Source organism: Micromonospora sp. NPDC049301 (assembly GCF_040678715.1).
Taxonomy (GTDB): domain Bacteria; phylum Actinomycetota; class Actinomycetes; order Mycobacteriales; family Micromonosporaceae; genus Micromonospora.
In genome coordinates, this window is the sequence record NZ_JBFAQO010000002.1 from 162,759 (window position 1) to 188,936 (window position 26,178).

The 26,178-nt window shown below is 73.3% G+C and carries 31 protein-coding genes; 15 read left to right on the forward strand and 16 right to left on the reverse strand.

All coding sequences use genetic code 11. From position 1 onward, the window contains the following. Window positions 1-14: 14 nt before the first annotated feature. Both AB0K07_RS06905 and AB0K07_RS06910 read left to right on the forward strand, forming a co-directional pair. Entirely contained in the window at window positions 15-1,196 is a 1,182-nt protein-coding gene (locus tag AB0K07_RS06905; RefSeq protein WP_363751626.1) for an acetoin utilization protein AcuC, read from the forward strand. Between the two features lie 25 nt (window positions 1,197-1,221). Next, window positions 1,222-3,777 (forward strand): GNAT family N-acetyltransferase, encoded by a 2,556-nt coding sequence (locus AB0K07_RS06910; RefSeq protein ID WP_363751627.1) that lies wholly within the window; start codon window positions 1,222-1,224, stop codon window positions 3,775-3,777. A gap of 23 nt (window positions 3,778-3,800) precedes the next feature. On the opposite strand, the gene AB0K07_RS06915 is transcribed toward AB0K07_RS06910, so the two are convergent. The 4 genes from AB0K07_RS06915 to sigB form a co-directional block, all read right to left on the reverse strand. Continuing rightward, a complete protein-coding gene (locus AB0K07_RS06915; RefSeq protein ID WP_363751629.1) occupies window positions 3,801-4,208 on the reverse strand; it encodes a VOC family protein in 408 nt (135 codons plus the stop codon). Continuing rightward, window positions 4,205-4,711 (reverse strand): SRPBCC family protein, encoded by a 507-nt coding sequence (locus AB0K07_RS06920; protein ID WP_363751631.1) that lies wholly within the window; start codon window positions 4,709-4,711, stop codon window positions 4,205-4,207. The genes AB0K07_RS06915 and AB0K07_RS06920 overlap by 4 nt, the downstream gene beginning before the upstream one ends. Continuing rightward, complete coding sequence (locus tag AB0K07_RS06925) at window positions 4,708-5,085, reverse strand: metalloregulator ArsR/SmtB family transcription factor (protein WP_363751633.1); 378 nt, start codon at window positions 5,083-5,085, stop codon at window positions 4,708-4,710. The genes AB0K07_RS06920 and AB0K07_RS06925 overlap by 4 nt, the downstream gene beginning before the upstream one ends. Before the next feature lie 124 nt (window positions 5,086-5,209). Continuing rightward, window positions 5,210-6,214, reverse strand: coding sequence for an RNA polymerase sigma factor SigB (gene sigB / locus AB0K07_RS06930; protein WP_363751635.1), 1,005 nt, complete (start codon window positions 6,212-6,214; stop codon window positions 5,210-5,212). 244 nt (window positions 6,215-6,458) lie between these two features. Here sigB and AB0K07_RS06935 point away from each other — a divergent pair, with 244 nt between their 5' ends. Continuing rightward, window positions 6,459-7,247 carry a sporulation protein gene (locus AB0K07_RS06935; RefSeq protein WP_363751636.1) on the forward strand — a complete coding sequence of 263 codons (789 nt, stop codon included), beginning with the start codon at window positions 6,459-6,461 and terminating at the stop codon, window positions 7,245-7,247. 44 nt (window positions 7,248-7,291) lie between these two features. On the opposite strand, the gene dtd is transcribed toward AB0K07_RS06935, so the two are convergent. Both dtd and AB0K07_RS06945 read right to left on the reverse strand, forming a co-directional pair. Further along, the gene (gene dtd / locus AB0K07_RS06940; protein ID WP_363751637.1) at window positions 7,292-7,714 is read right to left on the reverse strand and encodes a D-aminoacyl-tRNA deacylase; all 423 of its coding nucleotides are present in this window, start codon (window positions 7,712-7,714) and stop codon (window positions 7,292-7,294) included. Further along, complete coding sequence (locus AB0K07_RS06945; protein ID WP_363751638.1) at window positions 7,714-9,198, reverse strand: methyltransferase; 1,485 nt, start codon at window positions 9,196-9,198, stop codon at window positions 7,714-7,716. Before AB0K07_RS06945 ends, dtd begins: the two co-directional genes overlap by 1 nt. Before the next feature lie 104 nt (window positions 9,199-9,302). Between AB0K07_RS06945 and AB0K07_RS06950 the strand changes: the two genes are divergently transcribed. Beyond that, the gene (locus AB0K07_RS06950) at window positions 9,303-9,884 is read left to right on the forward strand and encodes an HhH-GPD-type base excision DNA repair protein (protein WP_363751640.1); all 582 of its coding nucleotides are present in this window, start codon (window positions 9,303-9,305) and stop codon (window positions 9,882-9,884) included. 18 nt (window positions 9,885-9,902) lie between these two features. On the opposite strand, the gene AB0K07_RS06955 is transcribed toward AB0K07_RS06950, so the two are convergent. Continuing rightward, a complete protein-coding gene (locus AB0K07_RS06955; RefSeq protein WP_074318058.1) occupies window positions 9,903-10,214 on the reverse strand; it encodes a hypothetical protein in 312 nt (103 codons plus the stop codon). Window positions 10,215-10,280: 66 nt separating this feature from the next. Continuing rightward, window positions 10,281-10,514, reverse strand: coding sequence for a hypothetical protein (locus AB0K07_RS06960; protein WP_363751641.1), 234 nt, complete (start codon window positions 10,512-10,514; stop codon window positions 10,281-10,283). Window positions 10,515-10,617: 103 nt separating this feature from the next. Here AB0K07_RS06960 and AB0K07_RS06965 point away from each other — a divergent pair, with 103 nt between their 5' ends. Then, window positions 10,618-10,977: a DUF3099 domain-containing protein gene (locus AB0K07_RS06965; protein ID WP_363751642.1), complete on the forward strand. Its 360-nt coding sequence runs from the start codon at window positions 10,618-10,620 to the stop codon at window positions 10,975-10,977. A 27-nt stretch (window positions 10,978-11,004) separates the two neighbouring features. Here AB0K07_RS06965 and AB0K07_RS06970 read toward each other — a convergent pair whose 3' ends face one another. Continuing rightward, window positions 11,005-11,904: a PfkB family carbohydrate kinase gene (locus tag AB0K07_RS06970; RefSeq protein WP_363751644.1), complete on the reverse strand. Its 900-nt coding sequence runs from the start codon at window positions 11,902-11,904 to the stop codon at window positions 11,005-11,007. Continuing rightward, complete coding sequence (locus AB0K07_RS06975) at window positions 11,901-12,833, reverse strand: pseudouridine-5'-phosphate glycosidase (protein WP_363751645.1); 933 nt, start codon at window positions 12,831-12,833, stop codon at window positions 11,901-11,903. The genes AB0K07_RS06970 and AB0K07_RS06975 overlap by 4 nt, the downstream gene beginning before the upstream one ends. 90 nt (window positions 12,834-12,923) lie before the next feature. Between AB0K07_RS06975 and AB0K07_RS06980 the strand changes: the two genes are divergently transcribed. The 3 genes from AB0K07_RS06980 (at window position 12,924) to AB0K07_RS06990 (ending at window position 15,790) form a co-directional block, all read left to right on the forward strand. After that, window positions 12,924-13,142, forward strand: coding sequence for a DUF3039 domain-containing protein (locus AB0K07_RS06980; protein WP_007456912.1), 219 nt, complete (start codon window positions 12,924-12,926; stop codon window positions 13,140-13,142). A 40-nt stretch (window positions 13,143-13,182) separates the two neighbouring features. After that, window positions 13,183-13,845 carry a trimeric intracellular cation channel family protein gene (locus AB0K07_RS06985; protein WP_363751647.1) on the forward strand — a complete coding sequence of 221 codons (663 nt, stop codon included), beginning with the start codon at window positions 13,183-13,185 and terminating at the stop codon, window positions 13,843-13,845. 211 nt (window positions 13,846-14,056) lie between these two features. Further along, window positions 14,057-15,790 carry a DEAD/DEAH box helicase gene (locus AB0K07_RS06990; RefSeq protein ID WP_363751649.1) on the forward strand — a complete coding sequence of 578 codons (1,734 nt, stop codon included), beginning with the start codon at window positions 14,057-14,059 and terminating at the stop codon, window positions 15,788-15,790. Window positions 15,791-16,159: 369 nt separating this feature from the next. On the opposite strand, the gene AB0K07_RS06995 is transcribed toward AB0K07_RS06990, so the two are convergent. Next, the gene (locus tag AB0K07_RS06995) at window positions 16,160-16,393 is read right to left on the reverse strand and encodes a hypothetical protein (protein ID WP_074474066.1); all 234 of its coding nucleotides are present in this window, start codon (window positions 16,391-16,393) and stop codon (window positions 16,160-16,162) included. Window positions 16,394-16,638: 245 nt separating this feature from the next. Next, window positions 16,639-18,249 carry an RNA polymerase sigma factor gene (locus AB0K07_RS07000; protein ID WP_363751651.1) on the reverse strand — a complete coding sequence of 537 codons (1,611 nt, stop codon included), beginning with the start codon at window positions 18,247-18,249 and terminating at the stop codon, window positions 16,639-16,641. A gap of 288 nt (window positions 18,250-18,537) precedes the next feature. Here AB0K07_RS07000 and AB0K07_RS07005 point away from each other — a divergent pair, with 288 nt between their 5' ends. Beyond that, window positions 18,538-19,359: an inositol monophosphatase family protein gene (locus AB0K07_RS07005; RefSeq protein ID WP_363751653.1), complete on the forward strand. Its 822-nt coding sequence runs from the start codon at window positions 18,538-18,540 to the stop codon at window positions 19,357-19,359. A 99-nt stretch (window positions 19,360-19,458) separates the two neighbouring features. Here AB0K07_RS07005 and AB0K07_RS07010 read toward each other — a convergent pair whose 3' ends face one another. Beyond that, complete coding sequence (locus AB0K07_RS07010; RefSeq protein ID WP_363752745.1) at window positions 19,459-19,977, reverse strand: LytR C-terminal domain-containing protein; 519 nt, start codon at window positions 19,975-19,977, stop codon at window positions 19,459-19,461. Window positions 19,978-20,409: 432 nt separating this feature from the next. On the opposite strand from AB0K07_RS07010, the gene AB0K07_RS07015 reads away from it, so the two are divergent. Beyond that, complete coding sequence (locus tag AB0K07_RS07015) at window positions 20,410-20,706, forward strand: DUF4193 domain-containing protein (protein WP_007075406.1); 297 nt, start codon at window positions 20,410-20,412, stop codon at window positions 20,704-20,706. Window positions 20,707-20,827: 121 nt separating this feature from the next. Next, window positions 20,828-21,622 carry a hypothetical protein gene (locus AB0K07_RS07020; protein WP_363751654.1) on the forward strand — a complete coding sequence of 265 codons (795 nt, stop codon included), beginning with the start codon at window positions 20,828-20,830 and terminating at the stop codon, window positions 21,620-21,622. Between the two features lie 34 nt (window positions 21,623-21,656). On the opposite strand, the gene AB0K07_RS07025 is transcribed toward AB0K07_RS07020, so the two are convergent. Continuing rightward, window positions 21,657-22,184 carry a DUF3093 domain-containing protein gene (locus AB0K07_RS07025; RefSeq protein ID WP_363752748.1) on the reverse strand — a complete coding sequence of 176 codons (528 nt, stop codon included), beginning with the start codon at window positions 22,182-22,184 and terminating at the stop codon, window positions 21,657-21,659. 91 nt (window positions 22,185-22,275) lie between these two features. On the opposite strand from AB0K07_RS07025, the gene dut reads away from it, so the two are divergent. The 4 genes from dut to AB0K07_RS07045 all read left to right on the forward strand — a co-directional run bounded on the left by dut (window position 22,276) and on the right by AB0K07_RS07045 (window position 24,724). After that, the gene (gene dut / locus AB0K07_RS07030) at window positions 22,276-22,812 is read left to right on the forward strand and encodes a dUTP diphosphatase (protein WP_363751656.1); all 537 of its coding nucleotides are present in this window, start codon (window positions 22,276-22,278) and stop codon (window positions 22,810-22,812) included. A 25-nt stretch (window positions 22,813-22,837) separates the two neighbouring features. Beyond that, window positions 22,838-23,509 carry a DUF3710 domain-containing protein gene (locus AB0K07_RS07035; protein WP_363751658.1) on the forward strand — a complete coding sequence of 224 codons (672 nt, stop codon included), beginning with the start codon at window positions 22,838-22,840 and terminating at the stop codon, window positions 23,507-23,509. Between the two features lie 125 nt (window positions 23,510-23,634). Continuing rightward, a complete protein-coding gene (locus tag AB0K07_RS07040) occupies window positions 23,635-24,015 on the forward strand; it encodes an OB-fold nucleic acid binding domain-containing protein (protein ID WP_089017103.1) in 381 nt (126 codons plus the stop codon). Window positions 24,016-24,040: 25 nt separating this feature from the next. Continuing rightward, window positions 24,041-24,724, forward strand: coding sequence for a DUF3159 domain-containing protein (locus tag AB0K07_RS07045; protein WP_363751659.1), 684 nt, complete (start codon window positions 24,041-24,043; stop codon window positions 24,722-24,724). A 26-nt stretch (window positions 24,725-24,750) separates the two neighbouring features. On the opposite strand, the gene AB0K07_RS07050 is transcribed toward AB0K07_RS07045, so the two are convergent. Both AB0K07_RS07050 and AB0K07_RS07055 read right to left on the reverse strand, forming a co-directional pair. Beyond that, the gene (locus AB0K07_RS07050; RefSeq protein WP_363751660.1) at window positions 24,751-25,440 is read right to left on the reverse strand and encodes a TrkA family potassium uptake protein; all 690 of its coding nucleotides are present in this window, start codon (window positions 25,438-25,440) and stop codon (window positions 24,751-24,753) included. A gap of 3 nt (window positions 25,441-25,443) precedes the next feature. Further along, complete coding sequence (locus AB0K07_RS07055; RefSeq protein WP_363751661.1) at window positions 25,444-26,109, reverse strand: TrkA family potassium uptake protein; 666 nt, start codon at window positions 26,107-26,109, stop codon at window positions 25,444-25,446. Window positions 26,110-26,178: the final 69 nt, after the last annotated feature.

Consider the following 26,178-nt stretch of genomic DNA (forward strand, 5'->3'; position numbering starts at 1 on the left):
GCGACGATGGGCTCATGTCCGACGACACGGTGGTGGTGTGGGACGAGTCGCTGCTCGCCTATGACATGGGTGACCATCCGCTCGACCCGGTCCGGGTGGAGTTGACCATCGCGCTCGCCCGTGAGCTGGGCATCCTGGACCGTCCGGGGGTCCGCCTGGTCAAGCCGGAGCCCGCCGACGACGCCCTGCTCACCCGGGTGCACGACCCGTCCTACCTGGCCGCGGTGCGCGCCGCGCCGCGCGACCCCCTGTTCGCCGGGTACGGGCTGGGCACCTCCGACAACCCGGTCTTCGACGGCATGCACGAGTCCAGCGCCCTGATCGCCGGCGCCAGCGTGGCCGCCGCCGAGGCGGTCTGGCGCGGCGACGCCCTGCGGGCGGTGAACGTGGCCGGTGGCCTGCATCACGCGATGCCCGCGCGGGCCTCCGGCTTCTGCGTCTACAACGACCCGGCGGTGGCCATCGCCCGCCTGCTCGACCTGGGCGCGGAGCGGATCGCGTACGTGGACGTGGACGTGCACCACGGCGACGGGGTGCAGCAGATCTTCTGGGACGACCCCCGGGTGCTCACGGTCAGCCTGCACGAGACCCCGCTGGCGCTCTTCCCGGGCACCGGCTTCCCGGACGAGACCGGTGGGCCGGGCGCGCACGGCACCGCGGTCAACATGCCCCTGCCGCCGGGCGTCGACGACACCGGCTGGCAGCGGGCCTTCCACGCGATCGTGCCGTCGGTGCTGCGCGCTTTCCGGCCGCAGGTGCTGGTCAGCCAGTGCGGCGCCGACGGGCACCGGCTGGATCCGCTCGCCGACCTCAACCTCACGGTCGACGGTCAGCGGGCCACCTACCTGGCGCTGCGGGCGCTCGCCGACGAGCTGTGCGGCGGCCGCTGGGTGGCCACCGGCGGTGGCGGGTACGCGCTGGTCGAGGTGGTGCCCCGGGCCTGGAGTCACCTGCTGGCGGTGGCCACCGGGGATCCGGTCGATCCGGCGACGCTCACCCCGCCGGCCTGGCGGGCCCTGGCCGCCGCCCGTCGTCCCGGCCGGGAGGTGCCGCTGCGGATGACCGACGACGCGGACCCGTCGTTCGAGCCGTGGCAGCCGACCGGCGAGCCGAACGCCGTGGACCGGGCGATCGCGGCCACCCGCAAGACGGTCTTCCCGCTGCTCGGGCTCGACCCGCACGATCCGCGGGACTGAGGCGGGCCGGGGGAGGACCACGCCGGTGACCACCGTGGACCAGCCGGTGGACGTGCTGCTCAGCGACGGCAGCACCGTCCAGTTGCGACCAATCGGGCCGGAGGACGCGCCGGCCATCGTGGCGATGCACGGCCGGTTCTCCGAGCGCACCCGCTACCTGCGCTACTTCTCGCCGTACCCGCGCATCCCCGAGCGGGATCTGATCCGCTTCGTCACCGTCGACCACCACGACCGGGAGGCGTTCGTGGTGCTGGCCGGCGACCGGATCGTCGCGGTCGGCCGCTACGAGCGGCTCGGCCCGCAGGCGCCGGAGGCCGAGGTCGCCTTCGTGGTGGAGGACGCCCACCAGGGCCGGGGCATCGGCTCGGTGTTGATGGAGCACCTGGCGGACGCCGCCCGCCGCAACGGCATCATGCGTTTCGTCGCCGAGGTGCTGCCGGCCAACGGACCGATGCTGCGGGTCTTCGCCGACTTCGGCTACCAGGTCCAGCGCGAGTTCGCCGACGGCGTGGTGCACCTGAGCTTCCCGATCGCGCCCACCGAGGCCACCCTCGAGGTGCAGCGCGGGCGGGAGCACCGCACGGAGGCCCGCTCGATCGCCCGGCTGCTCGCGCCGCGCGGCATCGCCGTCTACGGCGCGAGCGCGACCGGGCAGGGCGTCGGCGCGGCGGTGCTCGGTCACCTGCGCGACGGCGGCTTCACCGGGGCGGTGGTGCCGGTGCATCCGAGCGCGTCGACCGTGGCGGGGCTGCCCGCGTACCCGTCGGCGGTCGACGCCGGGGCGCCGGTGGACCTGGCGGTGGTGGCGGTGCCACCGGAGGCGGCGACCGCGGTGGTGGCCGACGCGGCGGCCGCCGGCGTGCACGGCCTGGTGGTGATCTCCGCCGGTTTCGCCGAGGCCGGCGCCGAGGGCGCCGCGGCACAGCGTGCGCTGGTCCGCGCGGCACACGCCGCCGGGATGCGGGTGGTCGGCCCGAACTGTCTCGGCGTGGCCAACACCGACCCGGCGGTACGCCTCAACGCCACCCTCGCCCCGGCGCTCCCGCCGGCCGGCCGGGTCGGCATCTTCAGCCAGTCCGGCGCGTTCGGGGTGGCGCTGCTCGCCGAGGCCGACCGGCGCGGCCTGGGGCTGTCGAGCTTCGTCTCGGCCGGCAACCGGGCCGACGTCTCCGGCAACGACCTGCTCCAGTACTGGCAGGACGACCCCGGCACGGACGTGATCATGTTGTACCTGGAGACCTTCGGCAATCCGCGCAAGTTCGCCCGGCTGGCCCGGCGGATCGGTCGGGCCAAGCCGGTCGTGGCGCTCGCCTCACCGGCCCGCCCGGCCGGGGTGGGCGACACCGCCGGGCCGGACGAGGTGGCGGTGGCCGCCCTCTTCGCCCAGTCCGGGGTGATCCGGGTGGACACCGTGCCGGAGCTGCTGGACGTGGGGGTGCTGCTGGCCAACCAGCCGCTGCCCGCCGGTGGCCGGGTCGGCGTGGTCGGCAACTCCTCGGCGCTCACCGGGCTGGCCGCCACCGCCTGCGCCGGGCAGGGCCTCACCGTCGTCGACGGCTACCCCCGCGACGTCGGGCCGCGCGCCGGCGCCGCCGAGTTCGCGACCGCGCTGGCCGAGACGGCCGGCGACGACCAGGTGGACGCCCTGGTGGTGGTCTTCGCCCCGCCGCTGCCCGGTCAGCTGACCGATGTGGACGCCGACGTCACCGCCGCGCTGCCGGCCGTCCTCGCGTTGGGCAAGCCGACCGTGGCGACCGTCCTGGTGGGCCGGCTGCCGGCGGGGGTGCCGGCGTACGGCGGCGTGGAGGAGGCGGTGCGGGCCCTCGCCCGGGTGCACCGGTACGCCGAGTGGCTGCGCCGGCCGCCCGGGGTGGCACCCGAGCTGCCCCGGATCGACCGGGCCGCCGCGCAGGCCGCCCTGCGCGCCGACACCATCGACCCGACCGCGCTGCTGGCCGCGTACGGCATCGACGTGGTGGCGTCGGTGCCGGTCGACTCGGTCGACGGCGCGGCCGACGCGGCGGCGCGGTTGGGTTTCCCGGTGGCACTCAAGGCCGCCGCTCCCGGGCTGCGGCACCGGCTCGACCTCGGCGCGGTCCGGCTGGACCTGCCCGACGAGCCGACGGTCCGCCGGGCGTACGCGGAGCTGGCGGCGGTCTTCGGAGCGGACGTCCTGGTGCAGCCGATGGTTCCGCCCGGCGTGGCCTGCGTGGTGGAGCTGGTCGAGGACCCGGCGTTCGGGCCGGTGGTCGGCTTCGGTCTCGGTGGCGTCGCCACCGAGCTGCTCGGCGATCGGGCCTGGCGCGCGGTGCCGTTGACCGATCGGGACGCCGCCGAGCTGGTCGACGAGCCCCGGGCGGCGCCGCTGCTGCGCGGGCACCGGGGCGCGGCCCCGGTCGACCGGGCGGCCCTGGCGGACCTGCTGCTGCGGGTCGGTCAGCTCGCGGACGAGCAGCCCCGGGTGCGGTCGCTGACCCTCAACCCGGTGCTCGCCCGCCCGGACGGCATCTCCGTCCTGCACGCGCAGGTACGGATCGGCGGCGTGGCCGCCCGCCCCGACACCGGCCCGCGCCGCCTGTGAATCCCCTCCTTCGTCGCGTCCCGTCAGGCGCGGCTGGAGATCTGCTGCACCGCCCAGGCGTTGCCGTCCGGGTCGGTGAAGAAGACGAAGCCGACGTTGTCCAGCGGGTGCGGCGTGGGGCTCGGGTTGGCGCCCAGCACCTGGATCTCGCTGACGTCCACACCCCGTTCGACCAGCTCGGCGCGCGCCCGCTCCAGGTCGGGCACCACCAGTTGCAGGCCCTTGAGCGAGCCCGGCGGCATGTCCGGGACGGCGCCCTTGCCGATCACGACCGAGCAGCCCGAGCCGGGCGGGGTCAGCTGGACGAGGCGCGCGTCGTCGCCGATGACCGTGTCGTGGTCCACGACGAAGCCGAGCCGGTCGGCGTAGAACGTCTTCGCCCGGTCCACGTCGGAGACCGGCACGATCACGACTTCCAACGTCCAGTTCACGGTGTCTCTCCTCGCATCGTCGTTGTCGGGTGCAGCAGCTCGGCGAGCCGCGTGTAGCTCTGCCCCACGCCCCGGGCCATCGGGTAGCGCAGCACGGTGTCCCGCCCCTCGGGGGTGGCGTACCGCAGCGTGGTGGTGACCGTCGTTCGGCCGGCCAGCTCGGTGAACTCGTGGCTGACCAGCGTCTCGCCCGGGTAGGACTGGTCGTCGAAGAGTTCGGTGCAGACCAGCCGGTGTGGTGGCTCGATCCGCCGGTAGACCCCGGCCTGGACCATCCGGGCCCCTTCCGGGCCTCGTGACACGAACCGCCACCGCCCGCCGACCCGCAGGTCGACGTCGCACTCCGCCAGCCGCCAGCCCCGCGCGCCGTACCACCGGACCAGCAGCCTCGGTTCGGTGAAGGCGGCGAACACCAGGTGCGCCGGTGCGTCGAACAGTCGACTCAGCACGATCTCCCGGTCGCCCGGGGTGTGTACGACGAGCGGGTCGTCGACGCCGGTCATCCGCTGGCCCCGTCCACCTGGGCGCCCTGGCGCTCGGCGTCGGTCTGCTCGACTGCCTGGAGTTCGTCGAGCAGGGCGTCGAGACGCTGGTAGCTCTCCGCCCAGTAGTCGCGGTAGTCGGCGAGCCAGGCCGTGGCCTCCCGCAGCGGGCGGGCCTCCAGCCGGCACGGCCGGCGCTGGGCGTCCCGGCCCCGGCTGACCAGGCCGGCGCGTTCCAGCACCTTGAGGTGCTTGGAGATCGCAGGCTGGCTCATCGCGAAGGGCGCTGCCAGCTCCGTCACGGTCGCCTCACCGGCCGCGAGCCGGGCGAGGATGGCTCGCCGGGTCGGGTCGGCCAGTGCCGCGAAGGTCGCGTCCAACAGTTCGGTGCCCACCGCTTTATAACCTCCTGGTTTTATAACCGTGTGGTTTCTATCGCGGATCCGTGCCCCAGTCAAGCACCGCGACAGCATGGAAGGCCCCGGCGAACCGCCGGGGCCTTCCATGGGAACCGGTGCGTCAGCAGGCGTACGCCTCCAGGCGCTGGGCCCGCTCCGGCGCGCGCAGCTTCAGCAGCGTCACCTTCTCGATCTGCCGGATCCGCTCCCGCGACAGGCCGAACTCCCGGCCGACCTCGTCCAGGGTGCGCTGCCGGCCGTCGTCCAGGCCGAACCGGAGCCGGATGACCGCCTGCTCCCGCTGGGACAGGGTGGCCAGCACGATGCTCACCTCGTTGCGCAGCTCGCCCTGCGCGGCCGCGTCGCCCGGCTCGGCACGCGGGTCCACCGCGGCCACGAAGTCACCGAGCGCGCTCTCGCCGTCGTCGCCGACGGCCTGGTCCAGGCTGACCGGCTCGCGGTCGTACGAGATCAGCTCGATGACCTGGAACTCGGGGATCTCCAGCGCCCGGGCGACCTCGGCGACCGTGGGCTCACGGCCCAGCGTCACCGCCAGCTCGCGGCGGGCCCGGACCATCCGGTTGACCTGCTCGACCATGTGCACAGGGATGCGGATGGTGCGGGCCTGGTCGGCCATCGCGCGGGTGATCGCCTGCCGGATCCACCAGGTGGCGTACGTGGAGAACTTGTAGCCCTTGGCGTAGTCGAACTTCTCCACCGCCCGGATCAGGCCGAGGTTGCCCTCCTGGATCAGGTCGAGGAACGCCATTCCGCGTCCGGTGTAACGCTTGGCGATGCTGACCACCAGCCGCAGGTTCGCCTCCAGCAGGTGGTCCTTGGCCGCCCGGCCCTCCGCGACGATCAGCTCGAGATCGGCTCGCAGCTCGGGCGAGACGGGGGTGCAGGTGGCCAGCTTCTCGTCGGCGAACAGGCCGGCCTCGATCCGCCGGGCCAGGTCGACCTCCTGCGCCGCGGTCAGCAGCTTCGTCCGGCCGATCCCGTTGAGGTAGGCCCGGACCAGGTCGGTGGAGATGCCGCGCTCGTCGGTGGCGTCCAGGTCGGCGAGGACCTCGATGCTCCCGTCGGTGTCGGTGCTGGCGGCCGGTCGCGTCCGGTTTTCCGTCATCTGCAGGACCATCTCTGTCTCTCCCCGTGTCCACGTCTGTGCCGTGTCTCCGGCCCAGTGGTGCCGGTGTGACACACAGCTTGGCGGGCGGGGCGTAAAACGGGAGTGAGGCGATCGGCCACCCGACAGGAATCCGGTCGGGTCGCGGGCGCGGTGTGTCGCCCCGGTGGGTCGTTGCCCGCCCCGGCTACCGTGCCGACGGTCGGCCACCCACGGCTGGCGGCGACAGGAGAGGGAGGACGGCATGGTCTTCAAGCGGCTCATGAAGGCGATGGGGGTCGGCGGCCCGTCGGTGGAGACGGTGCTGGCCAACCCGAACTGCCGCCCAGGCGGCCCGTTGGAGGGCCGCATCCAGGTGGTCGGCGGTGACCACCAGGTCGACATCGACCACGTGACGCTCGGCCTGGTCACCCGGGTCGAGGTGGAGAGCGGCGACAACGACTACGACACCACCCAGGAGTTCCACCGCCAGCGGGTCACCGGCGCGTTCCGGCTGGATCCCGGGCAGCGCCACGACATCCCGTTCCGCTTCGACGTGCCGTGGGAGACGCCGGTCACCGAGCTGTACGGGCAGCACCTGCACGGCATGACGATGGGGCTGCGTACGGAGCTGGAGGTGGCCCGCGCGGTCGACAAGAGCGACCTGGACGCGGTGTCGGTGCACCCGCTGCCGGCGCAGGAGCGGCTGCTGGACGCGTTGCTGCGGCTGGGTTTCCGGTTCGCCCGCGCCGATGTGGAGCGCGGTCACATCTACGGCGTCCGGCAGACGCTGCCGTTCTACCAGGAGATCGAGTTCAGCCCGGCGCCGCAGTACGCCCGCTCGATCAACCAGTTGGAGGTCACCTTCATCGCCGACTCTCAGCAGATGCAGGTGGTGCTGGAGGTCGACAAGCGCGGCGGCGTGTTCACCGAGGGCCGGGACGCCTTCGGCCGCTTCACCGTCGACCACGCCACCGCCGACCGCACCGACTGGGCCGCCGAACTCGACGGCTGGCTCCGCCAGTCCCTCCAACGCCGAGGCCTCTTCTCCTGACCCCCGCCCCGGCCCCGGCGTCCGGAGGTGGGGGTGGCGGCGGGTCAGAGGTCCAGGAGGATCGTGCGGGGGCCGACGTTGACGCTCTCGACCAGCATGTGGGCCCGGAAGCGGCCCGTCTCGACCTTGGCGCCCCGCTCGCGCAGCGCCTCCACGACCGCCGTCACCAACGGCTCGGCCACCTCGGCTGGGGCGGCGGCGGTCCAGGTCGGACGGCGGCCCTTGCGGGCGTCGCCGTAGAGGGTGAACTGGCTGACCACCAGGACCGGCGCACCGGTGTCGGCCGCGGACCGCTCGTCGTCGAGGATCCGCAGCTCGTGAACCTTGCGGGCCATGGTCGCGGCGGTCTGGGCCGTGTCGGTGTGGGTCACACCGAGCAGCACCAGCAGCCCGTCCTCGATCGCGCCGACCACCGCGCCGTCGACCGTCACGCTGGCCCGGCCGACCGTCTGCACCACCGCCCGCATCAGCCGGTCACCGGCTCGATGAGGCCCCGCTCCACCAGGTGCGCGACGATCGGTCCGGCAGCCTCGGCCAGCTCGTCCGGCTCGACGTCGTGCGCCGCGGCCAGCAGGGCGAGCTGGTCGCGGAGCGGCAGCCGACCGTCGGCCCCGCCGACCAGCGCCAGCACCAGCGGGTCGACCTCCTCGGTCCACCGCAGGCCGTGCGGCATAGCGAGGACCTGCCGGTCCACCGCCCAGCCCTCGTCGCCCATGGTGGCCTCCTGGCGGAGCTGGAGGCCGTCGGCGGCCCGGTAGCGCTCGGCGAGCAGCGCGTCGGTGTCGCGTACCCGCAGGAAGTCCTGACGGTCGAACCAGGCGGCGACCTGGTCGCCCAGCGGCGGCTGCACCCGCTGGCGCAGGTCCTCCACCCGGACCACCGGGTCGGCGCGCCCGCTGCGGCGCAGCGACACGATGCCGAAGCCGATCGCCTCCACCTTGTGCGCGTCGAACCAGTCCAGCCAGGCGGCCATCCGCTCCGGGTCCGCGCTCTCGCCGACGTCGGTGAGCCACAGGTTGACGTACGCCATCGGGTCGGCCACCTCGCGCTGGATCACCCAGGCGTCCAGGCCGGTGCCGGCGAACCAGCCGGCCACCCGCTCGTCCCATTCCTCACCGGCGACGTGCACCCAGTTCGCCAGGTACTGCATGGTGCCGCCCTCAGTGAGCAGGCCGGGGGCGGCGGCGGCCAGCTCGGCGCCGATCGCGTCACCCACCCGGCCGGAGTCGCGGTAGACGTGCGTGGTGGTGCCGGGGCCGACCACGAACGGCGGGTTGCTCACCACCAGGTCGAAGCGGCGGCCGGCCACCGGCGCGACCATGTCGCCGCGCAGCAGCTCCCAGTCCTGGCCGTTGAGCGCGGCGGTCGTCGCGGCGAAGCGCAGGGCCCGCTTCGACAGGTCGGTGGCGGTCACCTGGCTGGCGTGGGTGGCCAGGTGCAGGGCCTGGATGCCGGAGCCGGTGCCGAGATCCAACGCGGTGTCGACCGGCCGGCGGACGGTCGCGCCGATCAGGGTCTGGGTGGCTCCGCCGATGCCGAGCACGTGCTCGGAGTGCAGCGGTCGGCCCGGCCGGGCGCTGGCCGGCACGTCGGCGAGCACCCACCAGTCGTCGCCGTACGGCTCCAGGTCGACGCCGGCGCGCAGGCCGTCGCCGTGCCGCTCGACCAGCCCGCCGGCGATCGCCTCCGCCAGGTCCAGCGGCGCCAGCGCGGCGGCCACGGTCGCCTCCGACTCGGTCTGGTCGCAGATGAACACCCGGATCAGGGTGCCGAGCGGGTCGCGGTCCTCGGTGGCCCGCAGCGCGGCCCGGTAGTCGTTGCGCGCGACCCCGCCGGTGGCCTGGGAGCCGAGCCGGCCCGCGATGCCGTTGCTGGTGAACCCGGCCCGGGTCAGCGCGGTGCGCAGCGCGTCGATGCCGGCAGGGGAGAGCAGCATGTCGTGTTCGTCCACTCCGCCATCCTGCCCCCCGCCCTGCCCCCGGTCGGCGCCACCCGCCGGATCGAACCCGGAGCGTCGGTGTTCACCCCGGGTCGGTGGCCGGGCAGGATGTGTCCATGACGCTCGTGCTGCCCATCGACCCCGAGGCCAACCGTCTGCTGGAGCGCAGCCCCCTGGCCCGGCTCATCGGCATGGTTCTCGACCAGCAGGTGCCGATGGAGAAGGCGTTCTCCTCGCCGTACGTGCTGGCGCAGCGGCTCGGCCACGACCTGGACGCGGCCGAGCTGGCCGGGTACGACCCGGACGCGCTGATCGCGCTCTTCGCCACCCCGCCCGCCCTGCACCGGTTCCCCAAGGCGATGGCGGCCCGGGTGCAGGAGGTGTGCCAGGTCCTGGTGGATCGCTACGACGGCGACGCCGCCGGGCTCTGGTCCGACGTGGCCGACGGGCCGGAACTGTTCCGCCGGGTCGCCGAGCTGCCCGGCTTCGGCAAGCAGAAGGCGCAGATCTTCGTGGCCCTGCTCGGCAAGCGGTTCGGGGTGACCCCGCAGGACTGGCGGGAGGCGGCCGGCGGCTACGGCGACCCGGGCGCGTACCGGTCGGTGGCCGACGTCACCGACGCCGACTCGCTGCGCAGGGTGCGGGAGTACAAGCAGCAGATGAAGGCGGCCGCGAAGGCGAAGGCCACCGACGGCTGACCCGCACCGGGGTGTCGCTCAGGCGGCGGTCGGGTGGGCCAGCGAGGCCAGCGCGCGCCGGACGTCGGCGAGCGAGACGGTGGCGGAGTCGTCCAGGTCGGCAAGCCCGGCCTCGATCCACTGCCGCATCAGTGTGGTGACCCCGATGCCGCGGGCGTCGGCGGCAGCCCGCACCCGCTCGTAGGTCTCCAGCGGCAGCCGAACCGACCGGCTCACCATCGGCACGTCGGTGTCGGGGGTGGGCAGGTCCACCGCCGGGCTCTCGTCGATCAGCTCGGCGATCCGGTCGTCGCCGCTGTGGAACTGCTTGGTCGCGTCGTTACGGTGCATCGTCACGGCCTCCTCATCGGCGATCTCTCCGCACGGCCTCGTCGTAGCGCTTGGACTCGACGTCGCTCAGCTCACGGGCGGAGAGGATGTCCCAGTCGTTGTCGGTGCCGTCGGCCTCGGCGAGCAGCACCGCCAGTCGGCGGCCCCGCCGGAGGCGGCGTAGACCACCATCACGTCGTCGCCCAGGTGGCGGATCACCCGTCGGGCGCTGTGCAGCGCCTCCCAGACTTCCCCGGGTGTGACGTCGTAGACCCTCAGGTTGGCCAACGCCTCGTCGGTGAAGCTGAACCTGCTGCCCACGCGCGCAGCGTACCACGGACGTAACACGCAGCGGGATGAGTTGAATTTCGCTGATCACGGTCGCGCGGTGACAGGATGAGTCGTAATCCCCTTGAGGAGGTTCATGGTGAAGCGTCAGGCGTACCAGCCGATTCTGATCACCGACGCCTCGCGCAGCCAGAACGATCAGCTGACCAGCCGTCAGCGCCGGTATGTCCTGATGATGGGCATCCGGGTGGCCTGCATCATTCTCGGCGCGATCCTGGTCGGCGCGAACGCCCCACTGCTCTGGCTCTGGCTGCCGCTGTGCGCCCTGGGCATGGTGCTCATCCCGTGGCTGGCCGTGCTGCTGGCCAACGACCGGCCGCCCAAGGAGGAGCACCGACTGGCCAACCGGTTCCGCCCCCGGCTGCGGGACGACACCCCGCCGATGAGCCTCACGGCCGAGGAACGTCCGCACAAGGTCATCGACGTCGAACCCTGACCCGCGCCCGGGCCAGGGTCCGACAGGTCACGGCAGTGGCCGGGCGCCGACGGTGGAGACGGCCAGGGCACCCAGGTCGGTGGCGCGGCCCAGCGCGGCAGTCGGGGTGGCGCCGCCGAGCCAGGCGGTGAGCAGACCGGCCGCGAAGGCGTCGCCCGCCCCGGTGACGTCCACCACCGCCACCCGCCGTGCCGGAGCCGCGCAGAGCGCCGCCGCGCGGTCCACCCAGACCGCCCCGGCCGCGCCGCGCTTGACCACCACCCGCCGGGCCGTCGCCGACAGCGCCCGCCCCTGCGCCGCGGGGTCCAGCCCGCCGGCCAGCACCGTCGCCTCGTCCGCGTTCACCAGCAGCAGGTCGACGTCGCGTACCCAACCCAGAAAGGCCGCCGCACCGACCCGCCGCAGCGGCGCCGCGGAGGCTGCGTCGACGCTGGTGGTGAGCCCGCGCTCGCGGGCGGCGGCCAGCGCGCGCAGCCCGGCGCCGCGCGACCCGGCGTCCAACAGGGTGTACGCGGACAGGTGCAGGTGCCCGGCGTCGGGCACCGCCGCGAGGGCCCCCTCGACGTGCTCGGCGCTCAGCCGCAGGTTCGCGCCCCGCTGGCTCACCATGGTGCGCTCGCCGTCGGTGGCCAGCACGATCACCGTGCCGGTCGGAACGCCCTCGACCCGCTCGATCGCACAGTCGACACCGGCACGGTCCAGCTCGGCCATCCGGTCGCGCCCCGCGTCGTCGTCCCCGACGGCGCCGACGAGCGTGACGTCCACCCCCTGCGCGGCGATCCAGGCCGCGGTGTTGGCCGCCTGGCCGCCGCCGCCGATGCTGATACCGGCCGAGGTGTCCGAACCCGCCGCGAGCGGCCCGGACAGCACCGCGACCACATCCGTGATCACGTCCCCGACGACGACCACCCGGGCCGGTCGGGTCATGCCGGAATGGCGTCGGCGCGGGCGGCCGCAACCGCGATCCGCGCGGCCAGGTCGGCGTTACGCAGGATGATCCGCACGTTCACGGCCAGGCTCGCGCCCTCCGTGGCCGAGTGGAAGTGCGCCAGCAGGTACGGGGTGACGGCCTTGCCGGTCACCCCGTCGCGTTCCAGCAGGGCCAGGCCCTCGGCGAGGGTCCGGTCGTGCAGCTCCGGGTCGAGCTGCTCGTCGACCGGCAGCGGGTTGGCGACGATCAGGCCGCCGGCGTGCACGGCGTGCCGGTCACGGGCGGCGAGCACGGCGGCGACCTGCTCCGGTGAGTCGACCGACCAGTCGAGGTCGAAGCCGCCGTCGGTGAGGTAGAAGCCGGGGAACCGGTGGGTGCCGTACCCGACCACGGCGACCCCGAGGGTCTCCAGCCGCTCCAGGGTGGCGCCCACGTCGAGGATCGACTTGACGCCGGCGCAGACCACCGCGATCGGGGTGCGGGCCAGGGTGATCAGGTCCGCCGACTCGTCGAAGGTGTGCGCCGCCTCCCGGTGCACCCCGCCCAGACCTCCGGTGGCGAACACGCCGATCCCGGCCGCGGCGGCCACCGCGCTGGTCGCGGCCACGGTGGTGGCACCGTCCGCGCCGGTCGCCGCCGCCACCGCGAGATCGCGGACGGAGAGTTTGGTCACTCCATCGACGGTGGCCAGTCGGGTCAGCTGCGCGTCGTCCAGGCCGACCACCAGCTGGCCGCCGATCATGCCGATCGTCGCCGGGACCGCCCCGGCGTCCCGGACCGCCTGCTCGATCTCCCGAGCCACCCGAAGGTTCTCCGGCCGGGGCAGGCCGTGCGAGACGATGGTGCTCTCCAGGGCGACGACGGGCCGGCCGTCGTGCAGTGCGTCGGCCACCTCGGTGCCGTAGCTGATGCGAAAGTCAGTCACGGGGGGCCACGGTACGGGGTGGGGCCTGCGCCGGCCTCAAGTGGACCCGGCCGTGATGACCTGCCAAACTTGACGGTTGGAGGTGCAGACGTGAGCACAGAGGTTCTCGAGCGTCCGGAGCTGAAGGACGCCGACACCGGTCCCGAGATGTTCCACTACGTCCGCAAGGAGAAGATCGCCGAGAGTGCCGTCATGGGCACCTTCGTCGTCGCGCTCTGCGGGGAGACCTTCCCGGTCACCAAGGCGGCCAAGCCGGGTTCGCCGGTCTGCCCGAAGTGCAAGGAGATCTACGACTCGTACCGCGAGTGAATCGCGGCCGGTGTTCCGGCCGGCGACGTAGCCTGCGGCGGTGACCACCTCCACCGCCCTGCTCCTCGCCGACCTGACCGGGGTGGCCGTCTTCGCCGCGTCCGGGGCCTCGGCCGCGGTGGCCAAGCGGCTCGACCTGTTCGGCGTCGCGTTCGTCGGCTTCGTGGCCGCCCTCGGCGGCGGGATCTTCCGGGACCTGGTCATCGACGAGGTGCCGCCGCTGGCATTCGCCGACTGGCGGTACGCCACCACCGCCGCGATCACCGCGCTCGCCGTCTTCTGGCTGCACCCGCAGCTGGCCCGGCTGCGCACCACAGTGCTGGTGCTGGACGCGGCGGGCCTCGGGCTGTTCACCGTGACCGGCACGCTCAAGGCGCTCGACGCCCGGGTGCCGGCGGTCGGTGCCTGCTTGATCGGCATGCTCACCGCGATCGGCGGCGGGCTCGGCCGTGACCTGCTCACCGCGGAGATCCCGGTGGTGCTCCGCCGGGAGATCTACGCGGTGGCCGCCCTGGTCGGCTCGGTCGCGGTGGCGCTGCTGTACGTCACCGGGCAGACCGGGCCGGCGCCGCTCACCGCCGCCGCCGTGCTGGTCTTTGGGCTGCGCCTCATCGCGCTGCGCCGGCGCTGGTCGGCGCCGGTGGCGACGCTGCGCCCGCCACGTACCGGTGGGGCCGATCCGCGCACCGACCGGGAGTGGTGAGCCCGCCGGCCGACGGGCTGCCGGGCTTCCCGGGACGGCGCGGGCGGGGTGGTGGATGTGACCAGCGTGGCGTCGCCTGGGCCATGGGGCCGGCGCTGGTTATGCTGAGTCGGCCTTCGCGGCAGCTACTGCGCGGAGGCGTTTTCATGGGCGGCGGTACTCGTGGCCCTCGCCCGGGGTCCGCCATCGTGCGGTCGGAGAGGAGCTTCGCGTGGCAGCCCGGACGCCGGTGCTCGAGACGTTCCCGGCACTACGTGCCTGGCAGCGCAAGGCCCTGGTGGAGTACCTGCGCCGGCGCAGCGAGGACTTCACCGCGGTCGCCACACCGGGCGCGGGCAAGACCACCTTCGCCCTGCGGATCGCGGCCGAACTGCTCGGGGACGGCACGGTGGAGGCCGTCACGGTCGTCGCCCCGACCGAGCACCTGAAGAACCAGTGGGCCGAGGCCGCGGCCCGGGTGGGCATCCAGCTCGACGCCGCGTTCCGCAACGCCGACGTGCACTCCGCGGCCGACTTCCACGGCGCGGTGGTCACCTACGCCCAGGTCGGGATGGCCCCGCAGGTGCACCGGCGGCGCACCATGACCCGGCGCACCCTGGTCATCCTCGACGAGATCCACCACGCCGGCGACTCCCGGTCCTGGGGTGACGGCGTGAAGGCCGCCTTCGAGCCCGCCGTACGCCGGCTGATGCTCACCGGGACACCGTTCCGCTCCGACGACAACCCGATCCCGTTCGTCAGCTACGAGCGCGGCGGTGACGGGCTGCTGCGTTCCCGAGCCGACTCGGTGTACGGCTACTCCGACGCGCTGCGCGACGGCGTGGTCCGGCCCGTGCTCTTCCTGGCGTACTCGGGAGAGACCCGCTGGCGGACCAACGCGGGGGAGGAGCTGGCCGCCCGGCTCGGTGAACCGATGACCCAGGACCTGGTGGCGCAGGCGTGGCGTACCGCCCTGGACCCGGCCGGGGACTGGATGCCGCAGGTGCTGCGGGCCGCCGACGCCCGGCTCACCGTGCTGCGCAACGCCGGGATGGCCGACGCCGGCGGTCTGATCATCGCCACGGACCAGCAGACGGCCCGCTCGTACGCCAAGCTGATCGAGCAGGTGACCGGCGAGAAGGCGGCCGTGGTGCTCTCCGACGACCAGGGGGCGTCCGCGCGGATCGCGACGTTCGCGGCGTCCGACCAGCGGTGGCTCGTCGCGGTGCGGATGGTGTCCGAAGGTGTCGACATCCCGCGCCTCGCCGTCGGCGTCTACGCCACCAGCGCCAGCACCCCGCTCTACTTCGCCCAGGCGATCGGCCGGTTTGTCCGGGCCCGCCGGCCAGGGGAGACCGCGTCGGTCTTCCTGCCCAGCGTGCCGCACCTGCTCGGGCTGGCCAGCGAGATGGAGACCGAGCGGGACCACGTGCTCGGCAAGCCCAAGGAATCCGACGGTTTCGACGACGACCTGCTGGAACGGGCGCAGCGCGACGATCAGGCCAGCGGTGAGCTGGAAAAGCGGTTCGCGGCGCTCTCGGCCACCGCCGAACTGGACCAGGTGATCTTCGACGGCGCGTCGTTCGGCACCGCGGCCCAGGCGGGCACCCCCGAGGAGGAGGAGTACCTCGGCCTGCCCGGCCTGCTCACCGCCGACCAGGTCTCCCTGCTGCTGACGAAGCGACAGGCCGACCAGCTCGCCGCCCAGCGCCGCCGCAGCGCCGAGCGGGCCGCCCAGCCGGCCGGTGCGCCCACCGCGGCGCCCCCGGCACCGATGAGTGCCGCCCAGCGCCGGGTGGCGCTCCGGCGGCAGCTGAACGCTCTGGTGGCCGCCCGGCACCACCGCACCGGCCAGCCGCACGGCAAGATCCACGCCGAGCTGCGCCGGCTCTGCGGCGGCCCGCCGAGCGCCCAGGCCACCATCGAACAGCTAGAGGAACGCATCGCCACCGTGCAGACCCTCTGACCCCACCGGCACCACCTGCGGCGGCCGTGCCGCAAGATCCGCGCAGCTTCCGGGAAACTGCTGCCTCCGGGCGCGTCGAGGCAGCACTTTCCCGGAAGTTGTGCGGATCTTCGCGCCGCGCGTTTCTGGGACGTCGGCGGGCTTCAGGCCCTGGCACGTCCGCCGCGACCGGCGGAATGCGCTCTCTGGCGGGTCAGCCCGCCAAGATCGTGCAACGTCCTGGTTGTAGTGGTCTCCCGGCGCGCCGACGCCACTACAACCAGGATCGTGCACGATCTTCGCGCGGGGCGCGGATTGGGTTGTGGGTAGAGAAAAGCCGACCGGAGACACCCTCGGGGTGCCTCCGGTCGGCTATGTCGGGTTGCGGATTCAGTTCGCCATCAGATCGGCGCCACGCCAGCTGAACTCGGGGTCCGTCGCGAACCGGACGGTGATCTTCACGAGATCCTCCGCGTACTTGTTCGCGTGGTGCCCACAGAAAACCAACTCGCTCCCACCCGCCAGAGTGATCCGGAGCTTGCCGGCAGCATTGCAGCGGTCGCACCGTTCATCGGCGGCTGGGGGGGCCACCGTCTCGGGCGGCGGCGTGAGGGTCGGGGTCATCGCCTTCCTCCTCTGGTCGTCACCGATGAACAATCTCTTCGGTCGTTGCTCACCTATCGTGCAACACCCTTGCCATGCCTTGCCTTCCCTGTGTGCCCGCGGGGGACCGAGGTCACACATGGCAGGGACAGTGTGCCGTGCACCCAGGGTGCCACGTCAACGATCACATTCGTGCATCCGGACGATCACCATCTGGTGTTGCACACCAGGTGGCCAAAACGACACGTTCGGTTGACGAAACCCGATCAGTCCAGGTAATCCCGGAGGACCTGCGACCGGGACGGGTGACGCAGCTTGGACATCGTCTTGGACTCGATCTGCCGGATCCGCTCCCGGGTCACCCCGTAGACCTGGCCGATCTCGTCCAGCGTCCGCGGCTGGCCGTCGGTCAGGCCGAAGCGCAGGCGTACCACACCCGCCTCACGCTCGGAGAGCGTCTGCAGCACCTGCTGGAGCTGGTCCTGCAGGAGCGAGAACGAGACCGCGTCGACCGCGACCACAGCCTCGGAATCCTCGATGAAGTCACCGAGCTGGCTGTCGCCCTCGTCGCCGATGGTCTGGTCCAGTGAGATGGGCTCCCGGGCGTACTGCTGGATCTCCAGCACCTTCTCCGGTGTGATGTCCATCTCCTTGGCCAGCTCCTCCGGCGTGGGCTCGCGGCCCAGGTCCTGGAGCAGCTCGCGCTGTATGCGGCCGAGCTTGTTGATGACCTCGACCATGTGCACCGGGATGCGGATGGTGCGGGCCTGATCGGCCATCGCGCGGGTGATCGCCTGCCGGATCCACCAGGTGGCGTACGTGGAGAACTTGTAGCCCTTGGTGTAGTCGAACTTCTCGACCGCGCGGATCAGGCCGAGGTTGCCCTCCTGGATCAGGTCGAGGAAGGCCATGCCACGCCCCGTGTACCGCTTGGCCAGCGACACCACCAGGCGGAGGTTCGCCTCCAGCAGGTGGTTCTTGGCCCGCTCGCCGTCGCGGGAGATCCAGCCCAGGTCGCGGACCATCTCCCGGCTGAGCTTCTCCTCGCCCTCGTCGGCGGCGCGCAGCCGCTCCGCGGCGTAGAGCCCGGCCTCGATCCGCTTGGCGAGCTCCACCTCCTGCTCGGCGTTGAGCAGCGGGACCTTGCCGATCTGCTTGAGGTACGCCCGCACCGAGTCGGCGGAGGCGGTCAGCTCGGCGTCCCGGCGGGCCTGCTTGAGCGCCTCGGACTCCTCGTCGTCCCACTCGAAGTCGTTGTCGGTGGCGGAGGCGGCGGCGTCGGTCTCGGCGGCCTGGGTCAGCTCCGCCGGCTCCTCGACCACCACGTCCTCGATCGCGGCGGCCAGTTCCTCCGGGTCGATCTCACCCTCGGCGCCCTCGCCCTTCTTGCCACCGGCCTTGGTCGGCTTGGCGCCGGCGGCCGCGGCGACCGTCGCCTTGGTGGCGCGGGTCGACTTGGTCGCGGCCTTCGCCGGCGTGGCGGCGGCGACCTCGGCGGTGCTGCCGGCTGCCTTGCGCGCGGCGACCTTCCGCGGGGCCGGCGTCGACGGGGCCTCGTCGGAGGCCGGTGCCTGCTTGGGCGCCGGCGCGGCGGCCTTCTTGGTGGTCTTGGCGGTGGTGGCTCGGGACGCCGGCGTGGTCGAGCGGGCCGCGGCGACCCGGCGGCGGGTGCTGGCCGAGCCGTCGACCACCACGGTCACTCCCGCCTCGGAGAGTGCCCGCAGGATCTTCTTGGCCTGGGCCGGAGTCACCTCGGCGGACTCGACGGTGCGCGCGAGCTGGGCCGACGTGAGCTGACCACCGGCGCTCTGCGCGTGGGCGATCAGGGTGTCGGTGAGCGAGCGAACGTCGGCGCCGGTCTGGCGGGGTTCTGTCACGAATGACCTTCCGGAGGCGAAGAGCGGGCACGGCCGGGTCGTCCGGCACAGCGTGGGGCACCGGGCCGGGCGATGTGGTTGAGGGACCCCCGTGTCCCGGGCCGGCCGGTGGTCGGCGGTCCGTGGCGCGGTGGCAGGGGTGAATTGTAACGCCGTCTGCGGCGATCATCCTGCGCCGCACGGCGTACCGGCGGTGGGGACCGCCGATTCGGCGCAGATGTGGACTTTGTAAGGATGATACTCGCGCGTGGCCCGGAACGCCCCGGTCGTGCGGGAAGGGGATGTGGGATGGACCGTTCGGTGCCGCCACCCGGGGATCTGTTGGCCATGGCGGTCGACGTGGCGCGGGACGCCGCGGCCACCGCGTACCGGATGCGGGCGGAGGGCGTCGCCGTGGCCGCGACCAAGAGTACGGTCACCGACGTGGTCACCGCGGCGGATCGGGCGGTCGAGCGGCAGGTGCTCGACGCGCTGCGCCGGCTGCGGCCGGGCGATGCGGTGCTCGGCGAGGAGTACGGCACGGGGGACACCGGGCCGGTCGCGCCGGGCGGTGTGCGCTGGATCGTCGACCCGATCGACGGCACCGTCAACTACCTGTACGGGCTGCCGTACAGCGCCGTGTCGCTCGCCGCCGAGGTGGACGGGGTGGTGGTCGCCGGCGTGGTGCGCAACGTCAGCACCGGCGAGGAGTGGACCGCCACGGCCGGCGGGGGCGCCTGGCGCGACGGCGTCCGGTTGCGCTGTTCCGGCGAGACCGACCTGGGGCAGGCGCTGGTCGCCACCGGTTTCGGCTACGACGCCGGCCGCCGGGCGCACCAGGCCCGGGTGGTGACCGGGCTGATCGCGCACGTGCGGGACATCCGCCGCCTCGGCGCCGCCGCGCTGGACCTCTGCCTGGTCGCGGAGGGGCGGCTGGACGCGTACTTCGAGAAGGGCCTGGCGGCCTGGGACCTGGCGGCCGGTGGGCTGGTGGCCGCCGAGGCGGGGGTGCGGGTCACCGGCCTGGACGGCCGTCCCCCCGGCCCGGACCTGGTGCTCGCGGCCCCGCCCGCGCTGTTCGCGCCGCTGCACGACCGGCTGGCCGCCCTGGACGCCGCCGGCGGGCCCTGACCGACGCTCCGCCCCGCGGCACGCCGGTGCGTCCGGGGGTTGATCGTCGGTCAGGGGGCCGCCGGTGCCGGAGTGGTCAGCGCCCGCTGGCGCGGCCGGTCACTTCTTCTCGACGGGGGCCGGGCAGGAGCCCGGGGGCGCCACCGGGGAGCCCAGGTCGCCGAGGGACTGGTTCACCTCGGTCGTCGTGGCGAGCTGCTGGAAGCGGCTGCCCAGCACCACGTCCACCGTGTCGTCGGTGCGCTTCGGGTCGTAGCCCGGCTCGGCGTTGTTGAGGAAGTACGCCTGGAGCAGGTGCGCCGAGCCGACGCCCTTGGGGCCGTACCGCAGCACGGCCACCTCGTCGATCCCCTTGGGCGCGTTGTCGACCTTCTTGACCTGGAACTTGCGGTTGCGGAAGTCGTCCGCGACGCCGGCCGCCCGGCCCGGCTCGTCGGTGGCGTTCAGAACGTTGATCTTGACGTCCTTGGGCTCGTGCAGGGTGACGTCGGCCAGCGGCCAGCCGTCCGGGCAGCCCTCGGCCGTGCCTGCGTTGCCCTGTGTGTCGCGGACCAGCGCGGTGATCACGAAGGCCAGGGCCAGCACCCCGAGCAGGCCGACGACGACGAGTGCTCGCACTCGCGCAAAACTCATCTGGGCGCTCCCGGACGTCAGGTGGGTGGCGGCAGCCGCCGACGATCGCACTGACCGGCGGCCGTCGAATACGCCGCTGAGGTTAACGGTTGTCCGGCCGTCGCGTGGAAACAGTCCGACATGCCGGCGCGCCGACCGCTGACCGGGTACTACTACCCCTATCTTCGTGTCGCCTGAATCACATTGGGAACAACTTCGCGTGCTGGGGCGTACATCTCAGCCGCGAGGGCGGTATACATGCCTCGCCCAAGGGGGGGTAAGGTTCCGCGCTCGCAGGGGCGTCGCCCCAGCGGTCTCGACCCGTTCGGTCCCCGGGTCGGGTGCCCGACACAACTGGTGGCCGGCCAGCGGAACCGAAACAGCGTCGTCCGGCGTTACAACCGGAAGCGACAACATCGATATGGGAGAGTGAAACCGATGGCCACCGACTACGACGCCCCGCGTCGCGACGAGGTCGACCTCGGCGAGGACAGCCTGGAAGAGCTCAAGGCCCGGCGCGTCGACTCACAGTCGGGCGCGGTGGATGTCGACGAGGCCGAGGTGGCCGAGAGCTTCGAGCTGCCCGGCGCCGACCTGGCCGACGAGGAGCTCACGGTCAAGGTGCTACCGATGCAGCAGGACGAGTTCCGATGCGCCCGCTGCTTCCTGGTGCATCACCGCAGCCAGCTGGCGGTCGAGCGCAACGGCGAGCTGATCTGCCGCGAGTGCGTCTGACACTCACGACACCAGCGGCGGCCTCCTGATCGGGGCCGCCGCTGCCGGTGTAGCCGTGCGGCACGTGTGGGTACCTGCTTGACTCGTAGGGGGTAACCACAGCACCGGGAGGTCCGACCCCATGAGCGATCGAGGTGACACCAGCGGCGGCGCGGACGACCTCGGCGCCACCGTCGCGGCGTTGACCGCCGACGACGTCGAGCCGGCCCGGCGCCGCCAACTGCTCACCCGGATGGTCGGGCAGGCCCGCGCCCGTGGCATCGGCGACCTGTTCAAGCCCCGCGCCGCCGTGCGCTGGATGGTCGACACCGTCGCCGAGATCGCACCGCACGTCCCGGTACGGGACCTGGCCACCCTGCGTCGACACTTCCCGGGCCTGGACGACAACGCCCTGGCCGAACGATTGATCCGCAACGCGGCCCGGACCACCGCCGGGATCGGCGCGGCCGGCGGGGGCGTCGCCGCCGTCGAGTGGACGGTCGCCCCGACCCTGCTCTCCGCGCCGGTGCTGCTCGCCGCCGAGACGGTCGCCGTGGTGGCGGTGGAACTGAAGCTGGTCGGCGAGCTGCACGAGGTGCACGGCGTGACGCTTCCGGCCGGCGGCAGCCAGCGGGCGGTCGCCCTGGTGCACTCCTGGGCCACCCAGCGCGGGGTCAACCCGATGATGCCCGGCGTGGGGGTGGGCGCGGTGCTCGGCACCGCCGCCCGCAAGGAGCTGCGGGACACCCTGCTCCGCCGCTTCGGGCGCAACCTCACCACGCTCGGGCCGTTCCTCACCGGCGCGGCGGTGGCCAGCTTCCTCAACCGCCGGGCCACCCGCTCGATGGCCGACCAGCTCCAGGTGGACCTGCGCCGGCGCGGCATCGCCCGGCCGGCCCCGCCGCCGGCCCTGCCCGGCCCGCCGACCGGCACCTGAGCGGCTCACCCGCCGGCGCGTGGCCCCGGTGCGGTCAGCCCGGCCCGCCGGCCGTGCGGTCGACGCGCGCCCGGGCGTCCCGGGCGGTCAGCACCGCCTCGGCCAGCTCGACCGGGTGCCGGGTGCTCACCACCCAGAACGGGGTCGGGTCGGCCGGGTCGTCGAGCACGACCTGCACGGCCCCGCCGATCCACGGCCGCTGCACCACGAAGGCGAGCGGGTCCGCGCCCACCCCGAGCACCTCACGGCGACCGGCCGCGTCCAGCGGCACCACGTCCGCCACGAAGCGCACCGGCAGCCGGGCGTCGTCCACCCGCAGCTCGCCGTCGGCGACCGCGACCCGGATCCGGCCCAGCCACCACAGCCCGGCCGCGGTGGCCGGCAGCAGCACCACGAACGGCAGCCAGGCGCGGACGCCGTCGGCGCCCATCCAGATCTCGACGGCCAGCAGCGCGGCGGCCGCCAGCCCGGCCAGCCACAGCCACCAGGACAGATCCAGCCGTTCGGCGTAGGCCGTGCGGGCCGCGACCGGCGGCTGACCGGCGGACGGCGAAGGCGACATGCTCACTCCTGCGAGGGTACGGCGCACGACGGCCCGGGTAACCGGCAGGATGGCAGGGACACCCCGATGAACCGGACGGAAGAGGAGACTTGTGACCGACGTCGTACCCGTGTCCGTACGGCTGCTCGACACCGAGCTGCCGCTGCCCGCGTACGCCCATCCCGGCGACGCCGGGGCCGACCTGGTGGCGGCTGCGGACGTCGAGTTGCCACCCGGCGGCCGGGCCCTGGTGCCCACCGGCGTGGCCATCGCGCTGCCGGAGGGGTACGTGGGGCTGGTCCATCCCCGCTCCGGCCTGGCGGCCAGGCTCGGCGTGACCGTGCTCAACGCGCCCGGTACGGTCGACGCCGGCTACCGGGGTGAGATCCTGGTCAACCTGATCAACCATGATCGGGAAACGCCGGCGAAGATCTCCCGCGGCGACCGGATCGCGCAGCTCGTGGTCCAGCGGGTCGCGCGGGCGCGGTTCGAGCCGGTGGCCGAGCTGCCCGGGTCCCAGCGCGGGACCGGTGGGCACGGTTCCACCGGCGGCCACGCCGGGCTGGTGCCGTCGCCGGCGAGCCTGGACCGGATCGAGCAGCGGCTGAACGAGCCGGGCCACGGGTGGACGGAAGAGGTGGCAGGGTGAGTGCGAACAGCGGAGGGTGGGCGCAGTGATCTTCTCCCGAAAGCGGGCCGGTGCCGGGCGGCACACCCGTGACGAGCGGACCACGGAGGTCGGCGACCAGCGTGTCGACGAGTCGACGCCGACGTTGGAGCGCGGCCCGTACGACATCTCCGAGGTCGACGACGAGGTGCAGCGGCTCGACCTCGGCAGCCTGCACATCCCGGCGGTCGCCGAGGTGGAGGTGCGGGTCCAGGCCGACCCGCAGGGCGTGATCCAGCAGGTGGTGCTGGTGCACGGGGACAACGCACTGCAGCTCGGTGTCTTCGCCGCCCCCCGGTCCGAGGGGATCTGGGACGAGGTGCGCGAGGAGATCCGCCAGTCGCTGCTCCGCGACGGCGCCGACGCCCGGGAGGTCGACGGCGAGTACGGCCCCGAGCTGCACGCCCAGGTGCGTACCCCGGACGGCCCGACCAACCTGCGGTTCGTCGGCATCGACGGGCCGCGCTGGATGGTCCGTGGCGTGTTCCAGGGCCCGGTGGCCCTCGACCCGACGACCGCCGGGCCGCTCGCCGAGTGCCTGGACGGCCTGGTGGTCGACCGGGGCCAGGAGGCGAAGCCGGTCCGCGAGCCGCTGCCCCTGCGGCTGCCCAAGGAGATCGCCGACCAGGCCGACCCCGAGGCCGGGGACGCGTCCGCCGTCGAATCGCGCCAGGTCTGACCGCCGCGCACCGGCCCGCCGGAACCGCTCCCGTCGGCGTACGCTGGCGGCACGGTTCCGGCGTCGCCGGGGCCGGCCCAGTGCCGGCCGGGGCCGGTGAGCGTGGAGAGGGTGACACGGAGGTCATGACGACCGACGAGAGCCGGGTGTCGCTGCGGCGCATCCTGCAACGGCTCACCGCCAGCGAGGCCGAGATCGACGCGCAGGAGCTGCGTCGGGAGAGCGCCGAGTGCGGCGGTGTCCCGGCCCAGCAGTGCTCCCGGGGCCAGGTGGTCTCGGTCGCCGGTCGGCTGCGCACGGTGGTCTACACACCGCGGACGAACCTGCCCACCCTCGAGGCCGACCTGTACGACGGCAGCGACGTGGTCACCCTGGTCTGGCTGGGGCGGCGGCACATCGCCGGGATCGAGCCGGGGCGACACCTGACCGCGCGCGGCCGGGTCGCGGTGCGCGACGACCGCAAGGTGATCTACAACCCCTACTACGAGCTGGACTCGCCGAAGTGACGGCGTTGCGGACGGAAGGCCGGCGATGACGACGGGACAGGACCGGGCGGCACAGCCGGAGACCGGCCCCCAGGACGACGAGCAGCTGCCGACGATCGCCGAGCAGATGGCCGACCAGCTCGGCGGCTGGCGGGGGCTGGTCGAGTCCAGCATCCCGGTGGTCGTCTTCGTGGTCGCCAACATCATCGGCGAGCTGCGTCCCGCGGTGATCGCCTCGGTGGCCGTCGCGCTGCTGATCGCCGGGTTGCGGCTGGCCCAACGCCGGCCGATCCGGCACGCGATCAACGGGCTGTTCGGCATCGGCATCGGTGCGGCCATCGCCTGGCGTACCGGCGACGAGCGCGACTTCTACCTCCCCGGCATCCTCTACGGCATCGGCTACGGCGTCGCCCTGCTCATCTCGGCGGCCATCCGGCAGCCGCTGGTGGGCTGGATCTGGTCGGTGCTGGTGGCCAAGGGCCGCGCGGAGTGGCGGGACGACCCGAAGCTGGTGCGCGTCTTCACCCAGCTGACCGTGCTCTGGGGCGTGGTCTGGCTCGCCAAGGTGGGCGTGCAGGCCGGGCTCTACCTGGCCCACCAGGACACCGCGCTGGGCGTGGCCCGGCTGGCGCTGGGCTACCCGCCGTACGCGCTGCTGCTGCTGATCACGGTCTGGACGGTGCGCCGGGTCACCCGGGAGCCGCAGCCGACCCCGCTGCCCGGCGCCTGAGCGCAGCGCCGGGCAGCCGGCGAGGCTCAGCGGGAGCTGCGGGTCCGCTCGACGCTGTCCGGGCCGAGGATCACCGCGCGGACCTCGTCCTCCACCTCGGCGGTGCAGACGAAGACCAGCTCGTCGCCGGCCTCGATCGGGTCGTCCGGGCTGGGCACCAGGACCCGCTTGCCGCGCAGGATCGCCACCAGGGCGGAGTCGCGGGGCAGCGGCACGGCGTGGATCGGCTGGCCGACGTACGGAGCGGTCGGCGGCAGCGTGATCTCGACCAGGTTCGCCTCGCCCTGCCGGAAGGTCATCAACCGGACCAGGTCGCCGACGGTGACCGCCTCCTCGACCAGCGCGGCCATCACCCGCGGCTTGCTCACCGCGACGTCCACGCCCCACTGGTCGGTGAACAGCCACTCGTTCTCGGCCCGGTTGACCCGGGCGACCACGCGGGGCACCGCGAACTCGGTCTTCGCCAGCAGCGACACCACCAGGTTGACCTTGTCGTCGCCGGTCGCCGCGACCACCACGTCGCAGCCGGCGACGTTGGCCTCCTCCAGGCTGGCCAGCTCGCAGGCGTCGGCCAGCACCCACTCGGCTGCCGGCACCCGCTCCGGGCGCAGCATCTTCGGCTGGCGCTCGATCAGCATCACCTGGTGGCCGTTCTCGATCAGCTCCTGGGCGATCGAGCGGCCCACGTTGCCGGCGCCCGCGATGGCGATCCGCATGGCTCAGTGCCCCCCTTCCGGCGGCGTGGCCGCCACCGACGTGACCGTCGCCACGATGTCGTCGCTGACCAGCATGAAGACCTGGTCACCCTCCTGCACGACGGTGGAGCCGGTGGGCAGCGTGCCGATGCCGAAGCGGATCAGGTAGGCCACCCGTGCCCCGGAGGCCTCCTCCAGCGTGCGCACCGGTCGGCCGATCCAGTCCTTGTGCACCGGGACCTCGACGATCGACACGGTGCTCGTGGGATCGCGGAAGATCTCCACGTTGCCCTCCGGCACCAGGTGCCGCAGCATCCGGTCGGCCGTCCAGCGCACGGTCGCCACGGTGGGGATGCCCAACCGCTCGTAGACCTGCGCCCGGCGCTGGTCGTAGATGCGTGCCGCGACCCGGGACACGCCGAACGTCTCCCGCGCCAGCCGGGCCGAAATGATGTTGGAGTTGTCGCCGCTGGAGACGGCCGCGAAGGCGTCCGCCCGCTCGATGCCGGCCTGCCGCAGCACGTCGCCGTCGAAGCCCGCCCCGGTCACGGTGATCCCGGCGAAGTCGGGGCCGAGCCGGCGGAAGGCGTCGGCGTCCTGGTCGATCACCGCCACCGAGTGCCCCCGGGACTCCAGGCTGTGGGCGAGGGTCGACCCGACCCGGCCACATCCCATGATCACGACGTGCACGCTGTCCCTCCCAAGGTGCGTACCGCTCCGTTACCGGTGGCCCTTCGAGTGCGAGCCTGCCACGTCCGG